Annotated in this window: 16 protein-coding genes; 4 read left to right on the forward strand and 12 right to left on the reverse strand. The window is 65.7% G+C overall.

Annotated features, from left to right (window positions below; genetic code table 11):
- Nucleotides 1-133 precede the first annotated feature (133 nt).
- Nucleotides 134-1,990: an ABC transporter ATP-binding protein gene (locus ACFSUD_RS06125; RefSeq protein ID WP_386372453.1), complete on the forward strand. Its 1,857-nt coding sequence runs from the start codon at nucleotides 134-136 to the stop codon at nucleotides 1,988-1,990.
- 4 nt (nucleotides 1,991-1,994) lie between these two features.
- On the opposite strand, the gene ACFSUD_RS06130 is transcribed toward ACFSUD_RS06125, so the two are convergent.
- Entirely contained in the window at nucleotides 1,995-2,675 is a 681-nt protein-coding gene (locus tag ACFSUD_RS06130; protein ID WP_386372455.1) for a TIGR04283 family arsenosugar biosynthesis glycosyltransferase, read from the reverse strand.
- A gap of 65 nt (nucleotides 2,676-2,740) precedes the next feature.
- Here ACFSUD_RS06130 and ygfZ point away from each other — a divergent pair, with 65 nt between their 5' ends.
- Entirely contained in the window at nucleotides 2,741-3,484 is a 744-nt protein-coding gene (gene ygfZ / locus ACFSUD_RS06135; RefSeq protein ID WP_386372457.1) for a CAF17-like 4Fe-4S cluster assembly/insertion protein YgfZ, read from the forward strand.
- 113 nt (nucleotides 3,485-3,597) lie between these two features.
- On the opposite strand, the gene efp is transcribed toward ygfZ, so the two are convergent.
- Entirely contained in the window at nucleotides 3,598-4,161 is a 564-nt protein-coding gene (gene efp / locus ACFSUD_RS06140; RefSeq protein WP_386372458.1) for an elongation factor P, read from the reverse strand.
- A 220-nt stretch (nucleotides 4,162-4,381) separates the two neighbouring features.
- Here efp and ACFSUD_RS06145 point away from each other — a divergent pair, with 220 nt between their 5' ends.
- Together ACFSUD_RS06145 and ACFSUD_RS06150 are read left to right on the forward strand one after the other, a co-directional pair.
- Entirely contained in the window at nucleotides 4,382-4,702 is a 321-nt protein-coding gene (locus tag ACFSUD_RS06145) for a DUF6280 family protein (RefSeq protein WP_039684470.1), read from the forward strand.
- Nucleotides 4,703-4,872: 170 nt separating this feature from the next.
- Complete coding sequence (locus ACFSUD_RS06150; protein ID WP_386372460.1) at nucleotides 4,873-6,339, forward strand: cobyric acid synthase; 1,467 nt, start codon at nucleotides 4,873-4,875, stop codon at nucleotides 6,337-6,339.
- A gap of 18 nt (nucleotides 6,340-6,357) precedes the next feature.
- On the opposite strand, the gene ACFSUD_RS06155 is transcribed toward ACFSUD_RS06150, so the two are convergent.
- The 10 genes from ACFSUD_RS06155 to tenA form a co-directional block, all read right to left on the reverse strand.
- Entirely contained in the window at nucleotides 6,358-7,494 is a 1,137-nt protein-coding gene (locus ACFSUD_RS06155; protein WP_386372462.1) for a hypothetical protein, read from the reverse strand.
- Nucleotides 7,495-7,569: 75 nt separating this feature from the next.
- Nucleotides 7,570-8,997 carry a TolC family outer membrane protein gene (locus ACFSUD_RS06160; RefSeq protein ID WP_386372464.1) on the reverse strand — a complete coding sequence of 476 codons (1,428 nt, stop codon included), beginning with the start codon at nucleotides 8,995-8,997 and terminating at the stop codon, nucleotides 7,570-7,572.
- A gap of 63 nt (nucleotides 8,998-9,060) precedes the next feature.
- Nucleotides 9,061-9,714: a protein-L-isoaspartate O-methyltransferase family protein gene (locus ACFSUD_RS06165; protein WP_386372466.1), complete on the reverse strand. Its 654-nt coding sequence runs from the start codon at nucleotides 9,712-9,714 to the stop codon at nucleotides 9,061-9,063.
- 184 nt (nucleotides 9,715-9,898) lie between these two features.
- The gene (locus ACFSUD_RS06170; protein WP_386372467.1) at nucleotides 9,899-10,846 is read right to left on the reverse strand and encodes a YihY/virulence factor BrkB family protein; all 948 of its coding nucleotides are present in this window, start codon (nucleotides 10,844-10,846) and stop codon (nucleotides 9,899-9,901) included.
- A 69-nt stretch (nucleotides 10,847-10,915) separates the two neighbouring features.
- Nucleotides 10,916-12,085, reverse strand: coding sequence for a DUF3618 domain-containing protein (locus tag ACFSUD_RS06175; protein WP_386372469.1), 1,170 nt, complete (start codon nucleotides 12,083-12,085; stop codon nucleotides 10,916-10,918).
- The gene (locus tag ACFSUD_RS06180) at nucleotides 12,075-12,515 is read right to left on the reverse strand and encodes a phage holin family protein (protein WP_386372471.1); all 441 of its coding nucleotides are present in this window, start codon (nucleotides 12,513-12,515) and stop codon (nucleotides 12,075-12,077) included. Before ACFSUD_RS06180 ends, ACFSUD_RS06175 begins: the two co-directional genes overlap by 11 nt.
- Nucleotides 12,515-13,249, reverse strand: a complete 735-nt coding sequence (locus tag ACFSUD_RS06185) for a hypothetical protein (RefSeq protein WP_386372473.1) — start codon at nucleotides 13,247-13,249, stop codon at nucleotides 12,515-12,517. Before ACFSUD_RS06185 ends, ACFSUD_RS06180 begins: the two co-directional genes overlap by 1 nt.
- A gap of 309 nt (nucleotides 13,250-13,558) precedes the next feature.
- A complete protein-coding gene (locus ACFSUD_RS06190; RefSeq protein WP_386372474.1) occupies nucleotides 13,559-14,308 on the reverse strand; it encodes an ABC transporter permease in 750 nt (249 codons plus the stop codon).
- Entirely contained in the window at nucleotides 14,305-15,027 is a 723-nt protein-coding gene (locus tag ACFSUD_RS06195) for an ABC transporter ATP-binding protein (RefSeq protein ID WP_386372476.1), read from the reverse strand. Before ACFSUD_RS06195 ends, ACFSUD_RS06190 begins: the two co-directional genes overlap by 4 nt.
- Nucleotides 15,024-15,716, reverse strand: a complete 693-nt coding sequence (gene tenA / locus ACFSUD_RS06200) for a thiaminase II (RefSeq protein ID WP_386372599.1) — start codon at nucleotides 15,714-15,716, stop codon at nucleotides 15,024-15,026. Before tenA ends, ACFSUD_RS06195 begins: the two co-directional genes overlap by 4 nt.
- Nucleotides 15,717-15,729: the final 13 nt, after the last annotated feature.

The following is a 15,729-nucleotide window of genomic DNA, read 5'->3' on the forward strand; positions in this document are numbered from 1 at the left end:
ATGTCGCGAAAAACTTGCCTTCGGGCGCAGCTTAGCCAAGCCGCGCTCGAGGTCAATCCGGCGCATCGGCTTGCCCTGCGAGCCGGGGCTGCGTAAACCTGAATTGGCAGAGGCGAAGGATCACGGCCCCCATATGACAGACCAGACCTATACCTCGGTTGAATTGCTCGCCTGGCTGTGGCGCGATTACCTGAAGAAACACATGGGCCTGCTGGCGGTCGCCGTGATCTTCATGATCGTCGAAGGCTCGACCCTCGGCGCGCTTGCCAAGCTGATGGAGCCGATGTTCGACCGGGTCTTCGTGGCCGGACAGCAGGAGGCGCTGATCTGGGTCGGGGTGCTGCTGCTCGGCATCTTCGTCCTGCGCGCCATCGCCGGGGTCGCCCAGAAAGTGCTGCTGACCCGCATCGCCCAGAAATCCGCCGCCGAAATGCGCGTCGACCTGCTCGAACGGATGATGCGCCAGGACGGCGCCTTCCATCAGGCGCATCCGCCCGGCTTCCTGATCCAGCGGGTGCAGTCCGACGTCAATGCCGTCGGCAATGTCTGGCGCGCCATCATCACCGGGGCGGGGCGCGATTTCATCGGCCTGCTAGTGCTGCTCGGCGTCGCCATCGCGATCGATCCGATCTGGGCGCTGCTGGCCTGTATCGGCGTCCCGCTGATGGTCCTGCCGGCCGCCGTTGCCCAGCGTTTCGTGCGTCAGCGCTCGCGCGAGGCGCGCGACCTCGGTGCCGGGCTCGCCACCCGGCTCGACGAGGTGTTCCACGGCATCGTGCAGATCAAGCTCAACGGGCTCGAAGACTACCAATCCCGGCAATATCGCGACATCACCCGCACCTTCGTGCGCACCGAGGTCCGCGCCGCCTTCGGCAATTCCGCGATACCCGCGATGATCGACATCATGTCCGGCGTCGGCTTCATGGCGGTGATCCTCTACGGCGGCTCGGAGATCATCGACGGCAACAAGTCCATCGGTGAATTCATGACCTTCTTCACCGCCATGGGCTTCGCCTTCAGCCCGCTGCGCCGCCTCGGCGGGATCAGCGGCCTCTGGCAGACCGCCGCCGCGGCACTGGAGCGCGTCAAGGCGCTGATGGACAGCCCGGTGCGGCTCATGTCCCCTGCCGACCCGAAACCGGCGCCGACCAGCAATCCCGATATCGAGATCGAGGGTGTCAGCCTGTCCTATGGCGAGGCCAAGGTGCTCGACAGCCTGACCCTGAACGCCGCCGCCGGTCAGACCACGGCGCTGGTCGGCGCCTCCGGGGCGGGCAAATCGACCGTGTTCAACCTGCTTACCCGGCTGATCGACCCGCAGGAAGGGACGGTGAAGATCGGCGGCGTGGCCACCACCGACATGTCCCTGCCCGAACTGCGCAAGCTCTTCTCGGTGGTCAGCCAGGAGGCGCTGCTCTTTGACGAGACCCTGCGCGAGAACATCCTTCTCGGACGCGAGGACGTCCCCGACGCGCAATTGCACGAAGTGCTCGAAGCCGCCCATGTGGCCGATTTCCTGCCCAAGCTCGAACAGGGACTCGAGACCCGCGTCGGACCGCGCGGCTCGGCCCTGTCGGGCGGCCAGCGGCAGCGCGTGGTGATCGCTCGCGCCCTGCTGCGCAATACCCCGGTGCTGCTGCTCGACGAGGCCACCAGCGCGCTTGACGCACAATCCGAACAGGTGGTGCAGGACGCGCTAGACCGGCTTTCGCGGGGGCGCACGACGCTGGTGATCGCGCATCGACTCTCGACCATCCGCAACGCCGACAAAATCGTCGTGATGGACCGCGGTCAGGTGGTCGATCAGGGCAGCCATGACGAGCTGCTCGCCCGCGGCGGTATCTATGCCGACCTCTACCGCCTGCAATTCCAGAGCGGCAAGACCGTCTCCGATCAGCGCGGTCTGCGCGCCCTGCGCGGCACCGAACGCACGATCCGCCCGCTCAATCCCAACCTGCTGCAGCGCATCGGCATGCGGCTTTTCGGCTAGGGTCTCACTCCTGACGGCGATAGGCGCGCGCCAGCGTTTCCGGCGCGGTGCCGGTAAAATACCGCAGCAGCGTCAACAGGTTGCGCCCGCCGCGGCGCAGCCAGCCCTGACGTCGATATTTCTCAGCACTGGTCACCGCCTCGGCGCGCAGCAGCGTGATCTGCCCGTGCAGCGCCCGCACCAGCGCCACATCCTCCATCAGCGGCTGATCCGGGAAACCGCCGATCGACTCGTAAAGGCTGCGGGGCAGCAACAACCCCTGATCGCCATAGGGCAGGCCAAGACGGCTGCGCAGATTGGCCCAGCCCGCCACCAGCCGCGCCGCAGGGCTGCTTGCGTCGAACCGCAGGCGGAAACAGGCGGCCGTGCCGCGCGCCAGATGCGCCGCGACGTCCTGCGACCAGCCCGGCGCCAGCACCGTATCTGCATGCAGCACCAGCAGCCAGTCGCCCCGCGCCGCCGCGCAGCCGCGCCGCAGCTGCCCCCCCCGCGAGGCCGCGCCCTCCCGCCATTCGCCGCCCCAGCGCTCGACGATCTCGCGCGTGGCGTCGCCCGAGCCGCCATCGCTGACGATCAATTCACGGACCAACCCGCATTCCAGCCCCTCGACCAACGCGGCCAGACATTGCGGCAGCTCCCCGGCGGCATCGAGTGTCGGAATGATCACGGAGATAGGCGCGCGCATGACTGGCCCTTTCGACTAATCCTTGAAATGCTATATGTCATGTCGGATCACGGAAGGACAACGAGATGAGCGACGCCCGCATCCTGCGCCTCAGCGGCCCCGATACCAGAGATTTCCTCCAAGGCCTGGTGACCAATGACATCCGCAAGCTCGACGCCGGACCGATCTATGCCGCGCTGCTGACCCCGCAAGGCAAATATATCGCCGATTTCTTCCTCGCGGCGGCGGGCGATGACGTGCTGCTCGACGTGGCGGCGGATCAGGCCGACATGCTGAAGTCCCGCCTCGCCATGTACAAGCTGCGCGCCGATGTCGCGATTGCCGAGACCGACCTGCATCTGCACCGCGGACTGGGTGAGGCCCCCCCGGACGGCTACGCCGATCCGCGCACCGAAGCGCTCGGCTGGCGCGCCTATCGCGATCACCCGCAACAGGAGGACGACATCGACTGGGACGCGCTCAGGGTGCAGCACATGGTGCCCGCTGCCGGGGCCGAGCTGACCCCGGACAGCTATATCCTCGAAATGGGGTTCGAGCGGCTCAACGGCGTGGATTTCCGCAAGGGCTGCTATGTCGGCCAGGAGGTCACCGCGCGGATGCGTCACAAGACCGAGCTGCGCAAGGGTCTCGCAAAGGTCACGCTTTCCGCCCCGGTCCCTCCGGGCAGCGAGATCACCGCGAACGGCAAGGCGGCGGGCGTGCTGCTCACCGGCGCCGGGACCGAGGCTTTGGCCTATCTGCGCTATGACCGTGCCAAGGGTGCGATGCAGGCCGGTACGGCCGAGGTCAGCTGGCCCGGCGAGCACTGACCGGCCCCGAGGCCATACAGACGTCACAAAGACGAGGCGCAAGCGGCCTCTCCAGACGGCGAAAAGCCCCGGACTGGCCGGGGCTTTGACATCGAATTTCCTATGACGCCACGTCATGCGCGTTCGACATATTCCATGGTTTCGGTGTTCACCACGATGTCCTCATCCTGGCCGACGAAAGGCGGTACGGAGACCCGCACACCATTGTCGAGCAGCGCAGGCTTGAAGGAATTGGCCGCCGTCTGACCCTTCACAACCGGTTCGGTCTCGACGATCTTGCAGACCACCTTCTGCGGCAGCGAGGCGTTCAACGCCTCCTCCTCATGGTATTCCACCACGATCATCATGCCGTCCTGAAGGAAGGGACGACGGTCGCCAAGCAGATCGGCAGGCAGCTGAACCTGCTCGTAGGTGTTGGTATCCATGACCACCAACATCCCGCTATCCTCATATAAAAACTGCTGATCTTTCTGCTCGAGCCGCACCCGCTCGACCTTGTCGGCGCTGCGGAAACGCTCGTTCAGCTTCGAGCCGTTGCGCAGGTTGCGCAGCTCGACCTGCGCAAAGGCGCCGCCCTTGCCGGGCTTGACATGGTCGACTTTCACCGCGGCCCAGAGGCCGCCGTTATGTTCAAGAACGTTTCCGGGACGGATCTCGTTACCGTTGATCTTAGGCATGTGGCAGAACCCTGGCAAAGCTTGATGAAGTGATTGCACTTCCTATATCTGCAGGGGTGCGTCCCCGCAACCCGGCGAAACATGATGCTGCAGGTGCAGAAAGCCATGCACGTGACGCATGGTAGACATGCGATAAAACGGTATCCGAATCACGCTCGATCAGTCATAAGGAGCGCCAAGCCCAGATGACAAGAGCAAGAATAACAGAAAGGACGACGAGATGAAAGATTTCGTTGATGGCACTGCGTTTAACAACGAACAAGGCAACCGTGCCCGCAAGCTTTTCGCAGCCGTGGTACTGGCTGCGCTCGATGACGCAATCGCTGACGACAAGAAATACGGCAATGGTCCCGAGCAGATCGCCCGCTGGGCCCGCTCGCGCGATGGCCGCGAAGTGCTGAGCTGTGCCGGCATCGACCCCAACGAGCGTGTGGTCGAAGGTCTGATGGAATTTGTCGGCAAGGGTGTGCGGACCTCCGTGGCCCTGTCGCGTGAAGAATCCGAGCGTCGCAACGCCGCTCAGCAAGCCGAAGCCGCCTGAACCAGACGGTTTCGTGACCATAAAGACGCAGCCTCGCGGGCTGCGTCTTTATTTTTAGGCCCGCCTCTTCCGGGGCCTCGCCGCGAAGCGGGTTGGTTCACAACCTGCGATGCCTCTTTTCTCGCCGCCGGTTTTACGCCAGTTTGCGCGCAAATCGGGAGAGCGGCACCATGACCAAAGCCATCATGATTCAGGGCACCGGCAGCAATGTCGGCAAGTCGATGATCGTCGCCGGGATACTGCGCGCCTTCGCCCGGCGCGGGATGAAGGTCCGCCCCTTCAAGCCGCAGAACATGTCCAACAATGCCGCCGTAACCGAGGATGGCGGCGAGATCGGCCGCGCCCAGGCGCTGCAGGCCCGCGCCGCCGGGGTGGCGCCGCATACGGATATGAACCCGATCCTGCTGAAACCCCAGAGCGCCACCGGCGCGCAGATCGTGGTGCAGGGTCAGGTCGCGGGCGTGCAGGAAGCCGCTGCCTTCGGCCGCAACAAGGCGGCGCTGCTGCCCGCCGTGCTGCAATCCTTCAACCGCCTCGCCGCGCATTGCGATCTCATCGTCATCGAAGGCGCCGGCAGCCCTGCGGAGACCAACCTGCGCGACGGGGACATTGCCAACATGGGCTTTGCCCGCGCCGCACAGGTGCCGGTGGTTCTGATGGGGGATATCGACAGGGGCGGCGTGATCGCGCAGATCGTCGGCACACAGGCGGTGCTCGACCCAACCGACAACGCCCTGATCCGCGGCTTCGCGGTCAACAAGTTCCGCGGCGACCGGGCGCTTTTCGACGCCGGGCGCGACGATATCGCCACGCGCACCGGCTGGCCGAGCCTCGGGGTCATCCCCTGGTTCGACAGGGCCCATCGTCTGCCCGCCGAAGATGTCATGGACCTGCCCGCCCGGGCGCGTTCCGGCGGCGTCGGCTGCGTTGTCGCGGTGCCCCGCCTGCCCCGGATCGCCAATTTCGACGATCTTGACCCGCTCGCCGCCGAACCGGGGGTCGATCTGCGGATGATCATGCCCGGCACCCCCCTGCCCGCCGAGGCCGACCTTGTGCTTCTGGTGGGCAGCAAATCGACCATTTCCGATCTCGCCGCCCTGCGGGCCGAGGGCTGGGACATCGATCTTGCCGCCCATGTAAGGCGCGGCGGACATGTGCTCGGGCTCTGCGGCGGCTATCAGATGCTGGGCCGCAGCCTGGCCGATCCCGACGGGATCGAAGGTGCGGCGGGAGTGGTGCCGGGGCTCGGTCATCTGGCTGTCGATACCGTCATGGCGTCGCTGAAACATCTGGCGCTGAAATCCGGCACGCATCCCGAGTCGGGCAGCGCATTGAGCGGTTACGAAATCCATATCGGGCAGACAAGCGGCGAGGATTGCGCCCGGGGCTGGCTGGAATTCGGCGGCATTCCCGAAGGCGCGGCGAGTCGCAACGGGCGCGTCCAGGGCAGCTACATGCACGGGATCTTCAGCTCCGACACGTTCCGCAGCGCCTATCTGGCGCGTTTCGGCGCAAGCTCGGAGCTTGATTTCGAAAGTGGCGTGGAGGAAGCGCTGGAAGCGCTGGCCGATCACGTGGAACGCTATATGGATCTCGACCTGCTCTGGTCGTTGGCGGGAGATATCGCCCCCGCCTGACCTGTCGTTTCAGCGTCGTTATTCGAGGTCCTGCACACTCAACGCGCGGTGGATCTCGCGGCGCACGAGTTTTCGCACGTTGCGGGTGATCCGCTCGCCAAGCGCGCCCTGCAGCTCGGATCGGACGATCTCGCTGACCAGCTCGCGCAGCGCTTCTTCGTCGAGGATCTGATCCTCGCCATCGCTGCCCGCGCCATTCTGAGCGGTATCGTTGGGAGGCGCGTCGGGGCTTACCTCCGAAGCCGGTTCCGGCTCCTGCGCCGCCGCAAGGTCCGGCAGATCATCCGGCGTCACTTCAATCGGCTCCGCTTCGACGTTGTCATCCTCGCGCATCCCCGCCCCCGTGTCGGCCTCGTCCGGCGCCTGCAGCGGCGCGCCGGTGGCGTCACGCTCGACATCGTCTTCCCAGGCCATGGTCGGTCCATCCGTCCCGGAATATTCATCGCCGCCGGTATCGTCCGGCTCCCAAGTCTCGCTTCTTTTGCCGATGACGGCCTCCAGCGCAGCGATCTTGGCGCTGAGCGATTTTCTTTCAACGGGTTGCGCGTCAGACTGTGCATCGCAGAGGGCAAAGGGCTCGGTCGTTTCTTTCGCTGCCACTGCTTCCTCAGGCGCGTCTTGCTCCGGCGCTGCTTCTTCCGAGACCGCTTCCTCCGGGGCTACTTCCTCTGACCTATCCTGCTCCGGCAGATCGACCTCGGCGGCTTCCCCCTGGGGGTCGCGCCTGCTGCGCGAGACGAAGTGGAAATCCTCCTTCAACGCCTCGGCAGCCCCCACTTGGGACGGATCCTGCCCCGTCACGGATGCGTCGTCGGAAGCCTCTGTCACGGAAGTATCGCCGGAAGCCTCCGTCGCACGCGGCAGGGCCTCTGCCTCGCCCAGTTGCAGGATCTGCGCGGCAGCGCGGGGCGCCTTCGCTTCGGCTTCGCCCCTCTCGACGGCGGCGCGCGTCACTTCCGCGACGCGCAGCGCCGGGGTCAGCACGAGCCTGTCCTGGCCGGGCCGCGGCAGAAGCGCGCCCTCTTCGTCATCCTGTTCGGGGGCGGCATGCTGCACCGGCGCGGTGCGGTGCTGCGGACGGGTGTCTTCGGAGACCAGGCGCCGGATCGACGACAGGACATCCTCCACCTCGGCATTGGTAACGGGGTCGGACATATTTACTACCACTCAATTCCTCAGCGCCGAGCCTAGCGCCGAGGAAGGATTGTCACAAGGGAACGCTGCGAATTGTCAGTCTTTTTGCAAGGCGCGCAGCACCCGGTCGAGCTTCTGACCCTGTTTGGAAATCAGCACCGGACCATCCTTGACCAGGTTGTAATAGGCTGCCGGATCATAGATCTGCACCGGCAGGCCAAGGTCCTGCGCGGTGAGCTGGCCGGTGGCCGATAGCACCGAATAGGTCGCGACATAGAGCGCGGCACGGGCCGAGACCCGGGTGGATTCCGCATCGAGCAGCGCCTGTTCGGCATCGAGCACGTCGAGCGTTGTCCGTGCCCCGAGCGTCGCTTCCTCGCGCACGCCGCGGAATGCCACGCGAGCTGCCCGGATCTGCCCGTCGGAGGCCTCGAGCTGCGCCCGGGCCGCGGCAAGCTGGGCATAGGCATCGCCCACCGCCTGCTCGACATTGTGGCGCACGACATGGAGATTGGCGCGCTGCGCATCCCGCTGGGCCATGTTCTTGCGCACATTGGCGGAGAGCGCCCCGCCCTGGTAGATGGTCTGGCCAACCTCGATGCCGACGCTGCCGACATGCGAATGCGCATCGGAATCGAAGTTTTCGGTGAGCCCGTAACGACCGGTCAGGCGGACCTTCGGCTTCATGTCGGCAATGCTGGAATTGATCGAAAGATCGGCGGCCGCGACCTGATGCTGGGCGGCATGCATGTCGGGATGGGTACGCACGGCGAGCGCCTTGGCGGCGTCGATGCTGCGCGGGATCTCCGGCAGGTTGGGCGGCGCGCGCAGCTGACCCGGCGCACGGCCGACAGAATTGCGATATTCCTCGATGGCGCGCAGCAGGTTGCCCTCCGCTCCGGCCAGACCGCTGCGGGCCTGGGCCAGCTGCGCCTCGGCCAGCGCGACATCGGTGCGGGTAACCTCGCCGACATCGAAACGGTCGCGCGCGGCGCGCAGTTCCTGGGTCAGCAGCCGCAAGTTGTTGTTGCGCAACGCGACGAATTCGGACGCCTCGATGACACCCATATAGGCGCTGACCGCGCGCAGCAGCACGCGCTGTTCAAGGCTTTCCAATGCCTGGCGCGTCGCCAGCACCGTTTCCTTGGTGGCCTCGATCCGGTATTTGCTGGTGTCGAAATCATAGAGCAGCAATTCACCGATCAGGTTGATCGTGGCGGAGAGGTTCTCGACCGATGTGTCGGAGGCGAAGGTCCCGTCCGTGCGCCGGTCGCCGAAGCTCTGGCTGAGCCCGCCGGACCAGCGGATGATCGGTTTCAGCTGCGCCTTGGCGATCGCGACATCCTCGTCGGCCGCGCGCAGCAGGGCGCGGTTCTGATCGAGAAGCCCGGAATGATTGTAGGCCCCGACAAGGGCGTCGGCCAGGGTATCGGCGCTGGCCGTCACGGGCCAGCTCAGACCGATGCCAAGGGTCATGGCGGCGCCCACCTGTCCCAGCGCCTTCAGATATCTATGTGCTCGCATGCCTCAATGGACCTCCTGCCCGCGTTATTATCCGATCCGGTCCGCGCAACAGAGGCGCGCAAATCAAAGCTGAAAAACCGGTCGCCTCTCGAACCCTGCCAGAACCGGCGCGGCCGCGTTGAATGCCATGCGCCAGGTGATATGCTCGTCCTGCTTATACCCGATCCTGACCTCTCCCAAAGCCCCTTCCATGAAAAGACAGGCAATTCGGCCACCTTCCTTGAGTTGATTGCTGATCGACTGCGGCAATTCCGCAACAGCTCCCTGGATGAGGATGACGTCATAGGGTCCGTGCTGTGGTGCTCCTTCGGTGAGCGGACCGACATGCACGATGACATTGTCGACCCCGGAAGCGGTCAGCGCCTCCTGCGCCTCATGGGCCAGCGCCTCATCGGATTCCACTGCGACCACGGCCTCGGCCATATGCGAAATCACCGCGGCGGAATAGCCCATGGCACAGCCGATATCGAGCACCAGCTCCGCATTGGTGATTGCCAGCGCGTCGAGCATCTTGGCCAGGGTGCGCGGCTCCAGCAGCACCCGCCCGCCCCCGAGATCGAGATTCTCGCCGAGATAGGCGGTTTCGCGCTGCGCGGCGGGAACGAAATCCTCGCGTTTCACGGTCAGCATCGCGTCGATGATGGGGAATTTGGTGACATCGGAGGGCCGCACTTGCGTATCGACCATCATAATGCGGCGGGCAGCGAAATCACTCATCAGTCAAACTCATCCGGTCAGGTTGTCTCGGACGGACCTTGCCACATCACACCGAGACCGGCAACGGCCGCCGGGGTATTTTCCTGCCGCTTTCGGATCCACAGGCGGCGGGACCGGGACCGGCACACGCCGGGGGCTGTCCGCCCCCGGACCCCCGAAGGTATTTTCGGTCAGAAGAAGCCGGTCAAACGTCCTGGCGGGGGCCGAGCCTGTCAGCCTTGACCGCGTCGCGCGATCCCATGGGCTGGTCAGGTCCCACGGTAGTGTCATGGCGGGTCTGGGCCTCCATTTCCGCGTTGAATTCGGCGCCGAGCAATACGATGAAGGCGGAGATCCAGAACCACATCAGCAGCACGACCACCCCGGCAAGGGTGCCGAAACTCTCGTTGTAGGAGCCGAAATTGCCGACATAGAAGGCGAAACCGGCCGAGCCGATGATCCAGAACAGGCAGGCCAGCAGCGCGCCAGGAGAAATCCACTTGAACTCGGGAGAATCGCGGGAAGGCCCATAGCGGTAGAGCATCGCAAGGCCGAACATGGTCAGTACCACCAGCAGGGTCCAGACCAGCAGCGTGCCGAGGATCTCCATCAACGGATCGGCGCTGATCAGCGCGATGGCCGACGGTACGGCGATGGTCGCACCCAGGCCGACCAGCAGGCCGAAGATCAGCAGCAGCGTCAGCCCGAGGGTCAGAGCGGTCTTGTGGAAGAAACCGCGTTCCTCCTCCTCGTCATAGGCGACGTTCATGCCCTCGATCAGGCTCGTCATGCCCTTGGAGGCGGAATAGATCGCGATCAGCAGACCAATGACCGCGGTCAGGCCGAGCCCGCCCTCGCGCGAACCGGCCACCGCCGTGGCCTGGTCCGTGATGATCGTCATCACCTCCTGCGGGACGACGGCGGAGAAGGTCGAGAGCTGTTCGACGATCTGGTTGGGCTCGATCATCAGCCCGCCGATCGCCAGCATTGCGGTGATCGCCGGGAACAGGGCCATCAGACCGTAAAAGGCCACGCCTGCGGCAATCAGCCCGACGTGGTCATCCGCGATTTCGTCCTTGAGGCGCAGGGCGATATCCTTCCACCCCCGCGCGGGGATTTCGAGGGGGGTCTCTGCATCGCGGCCTCGCGCCATGTCACTCTCCATTGGTCAGATCATCGCATGACGGAGGCCGGTGATGTGACCGGCCCCCGTCGTTACTTGTCAGGAAGACATCTTGCCGAGGTTTTTCTTATCGGCTTCCTTGGCGGCCGCGTCGGCCACCCGTTCACCGGCATTCCGGGCCTCGTCGGCCAGCGCCTCACCGGCGGTCTTGTCGCCCGGCGCACCCGAATCGAGGTTCTCGCGGGTCTCCTTGGCGATCTTCACCGCCTCGTCCTTGGCCGCCTCGACCACGGCACCGGCCTTTTCGCGCTCCTCGCGATAGATGCGCTCGGCTTCCTCGATGAGCCGGTCGCTTTGCGCACCCATCAGGTCGTCCTCGGTCCGGGTCCGCGGCAGGGCACCGCCGATGGCGGCACCGACGGCCACCGCCAGCGCACCGGCGATCAGCGGCTGACTGTCATAGAGCTCGGCTGCCTGGCGCGAGCTATGGGCCATCGCTTCCGAAGCGCGGCGCCGGGCGTCAAGCGCGGCTTCACGGGCCGCGATCACGCGCTGACGTGCCTCTTCGGAGAGGTTTTCGGTGCCTTCTGACAGACGCTGACGCAGACGCGCGGCGCGTTCTTGGGCGGCATGTGCCGTCTCACCGGCACGCTGCTTCAGGTTCGAGACACCGGCACGGGCCGATGCTCCGGCCTGACGCGCCTTGTCGCTGGCGGAGTGCGCCGCGCCGCCGACGCTGTCGCGCACCGAACTTCCGGCATGGCGCGCCTTGTCGCTGGCCGAGCTTGCCGCGCCGGTGACCCGGTCACGGGCCGAACCGGCGGCCGAGCTGACGCGGCCGCGCAGCCCGTCATCGTCGTCGTCATCGGCGGTCAGCCAATCGGGTTCGCCGACGGTGCCGCCTTTCATCCGCGGATCCGGGCGGGTCATTGTCACGCGGCGACGCGCGCTGTAATCGTCCAGATCCGAACGGTAGTCGTCGCGCCTTGTCAGGCTGCGCTTCGTGGAGGATCCGGAGGATTTGCCGCCGAAGATCATCCAGGCAAGCCCGATACCGGTCAGGGCCACGGCAGCCGGGTTCTGCTTCACCGTGCGGCTGATCGATTCACCAAGCTCGCCACCGTGGTCGCGCAACTGGTCGCCGATCTGCTGCATGAAGCCATCCAGCGAAAACCGGTCCTGCAGGGCATCGAGGTTGCCTGTGAGCTGGGCACGGTTGCGTTCGATATCACGCTCGATTTCTTCGGGGGAACGTGGATCATTTGTCATTATAGGTCTCCTTGACGGCTTGTGCATCGCGCTTCACGTTCTTGGCGGTACGCGAAGGTGCGAGAGATGAGAGTTTGAGATCGCTGGTGCCCTTGGCGGCCATGATCAAGGCGATAACTGCAAAGACGACACCGACGATCAGAGCGGACCAACCGGCCGCGATTCCGGCTTCGGTAAGGGCGGCGACGAGAGCCGCGGCGAGGACGTTGAGCGCCACCAGCGCCACGATCAGCGCGCCGCAGATCATCCCGACGGCGACGCCGGCACGTTTGAGGTTCTGATCGACCTCGGCACGGGCCAGGTCGAATTCGTTGCGGATGAGCGCGCTGACGTTGTTGAGCACGTCACTGAGCAGCGAACCGGTGCTGGGGGCGGCGGTATCCGCCGGGACGCGGCCGGGCGGCGGGGTCGGATGTTCGTGATCGACCATTACGAATCCTTCCTTGTGGTTGCGCCGGGCGTGGTGGTGCCGGTCGGGGATGTGGGGCTTGTCAATGTCCCGGACCCGCTGCTGCCGGACGAGCCGGGTGTAGTGGTTCCGGTTGTCGCGCTGCCCGGTGTCGAACTGCCCGGTGTCGAACTGCCGGATGTCGGGCTGCCGCTCACGGCGGTACCTGCGCGCGTGCCGCCTGCGGCGCTGCCGGTGCCCGTGCTGGCGGAACCGGTGCTGCCCGATGTACGAACGCTGGGCGAGGCCACGCCGGTCTGGCGTACCTGGGTATCCGGCAGGTCATGGCTGTAGCCGCCATGCATGTCGCGCTCGCGTTCCAGCTGACGATCGGCGGAGGCCTTGGCGAAACGCGCGGCGGCGAAGCCGAGCAGCGCAGCGCTGCCGAGGAAGATCGCCGGGTTGGACCGGGCGAAAGCGGTGGTGCTGTTGACCATGTCGCCGAGATCCTTGTCGCGGATCGTGTCGGAAACATCTGCCAATGTCCGGGCGATCTGTCCGACCGCGCGTTCCTGCGGCGAGCCGTCACGCATCTCGTCCGAAGCGGTGCGCAGGGCGGAAGCAACGGATTTCACTTCACCGGCTACGCTCTGCTTGGCACCCTCGGCCTGAGCCTGTGCTTCGCTCTTGGCGGCTTCGACGGCATCTCCGGCGGCGGCCCTGGTCTTCTCCATGGCTTCGCTTGCGGCGGATTTTATCTTGTTCTGATCGGGCATATTGATTGCTCCTTCGATTAGGTGATGAGATTTAGCAGGACGAGAATCACGACCACGAGGCCGATCAAATAGAAGATGCTGCGCATGTCTGTGCTCACTTTTGTCATTGTCGACTTTCTGGCAGACCAACCCCAGCGGTGCCGTGCTGGTTCCGCCCGAAATGCGCGGAACCCGTGCGTCGGGCCATGATAGCTTGACCGCAAACGCTTTCCGGGCGGCGCGGGACGCGCCACCTCCTCAAAATCGCTATGGTTGAAACACAAAAGGTAGTGGCGCCGGGCGGCGCGCGCCACGCCGGGCGGATGGCGCTCAGATGCGGCGGAGGCCCGCGGCGCGCCGCTCAAGATAACCCGCCAGACCGGTGACGAGGCGGTGCAGCAGCACGGTCAGCACCGCCAGCGTCAGAAGGCTGGCGAACATCAGGTCGATCTTGGCGCGACCATTGGCCAGCAGCATCAGATAGCCGAGCCCCCTGCTCGCCCCGACCCATTCACCGATCACCGCCCCGATCGGCGCATAGACCGCCGCCAGCCGCAGCCCGGTGCCAAGCGCGGGCAACGCGCCGGGGATGCGGATGCGCCGCATGATCTGCCCCCGCGTCGCCCCCATGGTCCGCGCCAGATCGAGCAGCGCCGGTTCCGCCCGCATCAGACCGTCGTGAAAGGCCGAGGTGACCGGGAAATAGATGATCAGCACCGCCATCACGATCTTCGAGCCCATGCCATAGCCGAACCACAGCGTCAGCACCGGTGCCAGCGCGAAGACCGGCACCGCCTGGGTAAATACGAGGATCGGCAGCAGCAGGCGCCGTGTCAGCGACGACAGCGCCAGCTGAATCGCGGTCAGCGCGCCGAGCAACGTGCCGAGCAGCAGGCCGAGCAGCACTTCGGTGCCGGTCACCAGCGCGTTCTCGGCGATCAGCACCCGGCTCTTCCACGCGGCCTGCGCCACTCGCCACGGAGAGGGCAGGATAAACGGCGGCGCACCAGTCAGCCAGACCAGCGCCTGCCACAGTGCCAGCCCCAGAAGCAGCGCCCAAAGCGCGTCGAGCCGCGTCATGCCGCGGCCTTGCGCAGATGATCGAGCAGCGCCGCCTGACAGGCCAGCGTCGCCGGATCATGCACCGCGCGGATCGGCGCGGCGGGCGGCCCCGGCCAGACCTGCGTCCCGGCGCGCGACATCACCAGGATCAACGCGCCAAGGCGGCTGGCCTCCGCCGGATCATGGGTGACCAGCAGCACGGTGCGCCCGGCAAGCAACTCGGCCGACAGCTCCTGCATATCCGCCCGTGTCCCTGCATCGAGCGCCGAAAACGGCTCGTCGAGCAGCACCACCGGGCGATCCTCCATCAAGGTCCGCGCCAGCGCCGCCCGCTGGCGCATCCCGCCCGACAGGGCGCCGGGCGTCTTGTCGCGATGCGCGCCAAGGCCGACCCGCTCGATCAACCTCTCTGCCCGCGCCATGTCGGGGCTCTCGCCGCGCAGACGCGCGCCGAGTACCACGTTCTCGGTCAGGCTCAGCCACGGCAGCAGCAGATCGCTCTGCGCCATGTAGCTGACCCTGTCGCTCAGCGGTGCATCGTCGCTGGCGCGGATCGTGCCGTCAAACGTCCCGCCGGTCGCAAGCCCGAGGATCAGCCGCAGCAGCGTCGACTTGCCGACCCCTGAAGGCCCAAGCAGACAGCTCCACTGCCCCCCCGGCAGGTCCAGCGCCACGTCAAACAGCGGCCTGCCCTCCAGCCGGTAGCGCCCGTTCAGCGAGATCCCCGGTGCGCTCACTTCGGCCCCCTGAGCCCCATCGACCAGAACCCGATCTCCAGCTCGGTGGCCGTGGTGAAGCGTTGCTGCAGCACCGCCCAGCGTGGCGAGGCAGCGGGATCATCCCCCAGCCGGCGGCGCACCGCATTGTCGATCATCGCCCCCGCTTCGGCGCAGACCTGCTGGAATTCCTCGCGCGCATAGGTGTCGATCCAGTCCTGATAGGGCGTGCCCGGCACCGCCTCGCGCCCGAGCCGCAGGCCGATCTCGCCATAGCCCATCACGCAGGGCGCCAACGCCGCCATCAGGTCAAGGTAATCGCCCTGCATCCCGGCATCGATCACATAGCGCGTATAGGCCATGTTCTCGAATTCCTCGGCGGCGAAAAGCTCCGCCTCGGTGATTCCTTCCGCCGCGCAGGTCTTCACATGCAGGCCCATCTCGAAATTGACCAGCGCGTTGACCGTGGCTGCACAGGCGCGCAGCTCCTCCAGCGTTTCGGATTTCACCACCGCCAGCGACCAGGCCCGCGAGAAATGCACCAGGAAGACGTAATCCTGCTTGAGATAATGCAGGAAGGACTCGCGCGGCAGGCTGCCATCGCGCAGCCCCTCGACAAAGGCGTGATGGGTATAGTCGTGCCATGCCCCTCCGGCCCCGCCAGCCCCTTCGCGCCAGAGCGCGAAACTGTTGCCGTAATCAAAGCTCATTCTTCCGTCCATT

Origin of the sequence: Sulfitobacter aestuarii (assembly GCF_042685005.1) — a bacterium.
Taxonomy (GTDB): domain Bacteria; phylum Pseudomonadota; class Alphaproteobacteria; order Rhodobacterales; family Rhodobacteraceae; genus Sulfitobacter; species Sulfitobacter aestuarii.

What these genes read in the sequence shown, in the direction of transcription:
- ACFSUD_RS06165 (WP_386372466.1), bottom strand. Translation starts at nt 9,714, where the DNA reads ATGAGTGATTTCGCTGCCCGCCGCATTATGATGGTCGATACGCAAGTG.
- ACFSUD_RS06130 (WP_386372455.1), bottom strand. Translation starts at nt 2,675, where the DNA reads ATGCGCGCGCCTATCTCCGTGATCATTCCGACACTCGATGCCGCCGGG.
- ACFSUD_RS06145 (WP_039684470.1), top strand. Translation starts at nt 4,382, where the DNA reads ATGAAAGATTTCGTTGATGGCACTGCGTTTAACAACGAACAAGGCAAC.
- ACFSUD_RS06125 (WP_386372453.1), top strand. Translation starts at nt 134, where the DNA reads ATGACAGACCAGACCTATACCTCGGTTGAATTGCTCGCCTGGCTGTGG.
- tenA (WP_386372599.1), bottom strand. Translation starts at nt 15,716, where the DNA reads ATGAGCTTTGATTACGGCAACAGTTTCGCGCTCTGGCGCGAAGGGGCT.
- ACFSUD_RS06190 (WP_386372474.1), bottom strand. Translation starts at nt 14,308, where the DNA reads ATGACGCGGCTCGACGCGCTTTGGGCGCTGCTTCTGGGGCTGGCACTG.
- ygfZ (WP_386372457.1), top strand. Translation starts at nt 2,741, where the DNA reads ATGAGCGACGCCCGCATCCTGCGCCTCAGCGGCCCCGATACCAGAGAT.
- ACFSUD_RS06185 (WP_386372473.1), bottom strand. Translation starts at nt 13,249, where the DNA reads ATGCCCGATCAGAACAAGATAAAATCCGCCGCAAGCGAAGCCATGGAG.
- ACFSUD_RS06160 (WP_386372464.1), bottom strand. Translation starts at nt 8,997, where the DNA reads ATGCGAGCACATAGATATCTGAAGGCGCTGGGACAGGTGGGCGCCGCC.
- ACFSUD_RS06175 (WP_386372469.1), bottom strand. Translation starts at nt 12,085, where the DNA reads ATGACAAATGATCCACGTTCCCCCGAAGAAATCGAGCGTGATATCGAA.
- efp (WP_386372458.1), bottom strand. Translation starts at nt 4,161, where the DNA reads ATGCCTAAGATCAACGGTAACGAGATCCGTCCCGGAAACGTTCTTGAA.
- ACFSUD_RS06155 (WP_386372462.1), bottom strand. Translation starts at nt 7,494, where the DNA reads ATGTCCGACCCCGTTACCAATGCCGAGGTGGAGGATGTCCTGTCGTCG.
- ACFSUD_RS06170 (WP_386372467.1), bottom strand. Translation starts at nt 10,846, where the DNA reads ATGGCGCGAGGCCGCGATGCAGAGACCCCCCTCGAAATCCCCGCGCGG.
- ACFSUD_RS06180 (WP_386372471.1), bottom strand. Translation starts at nt 12,515, where the DNA reads ATGGTCGATCACGAACATCCGACCCCGCCGCCCGGCCGCGTCCCGGCG.
- ACFSUD_RS06150 (WP_386372460.1), top strand. Translation starts at nt 4,873, where the DNA reads ATGACCAAAGCCATCATGATTCAGGGCACCGGCAGCAATGTCGGCAAG.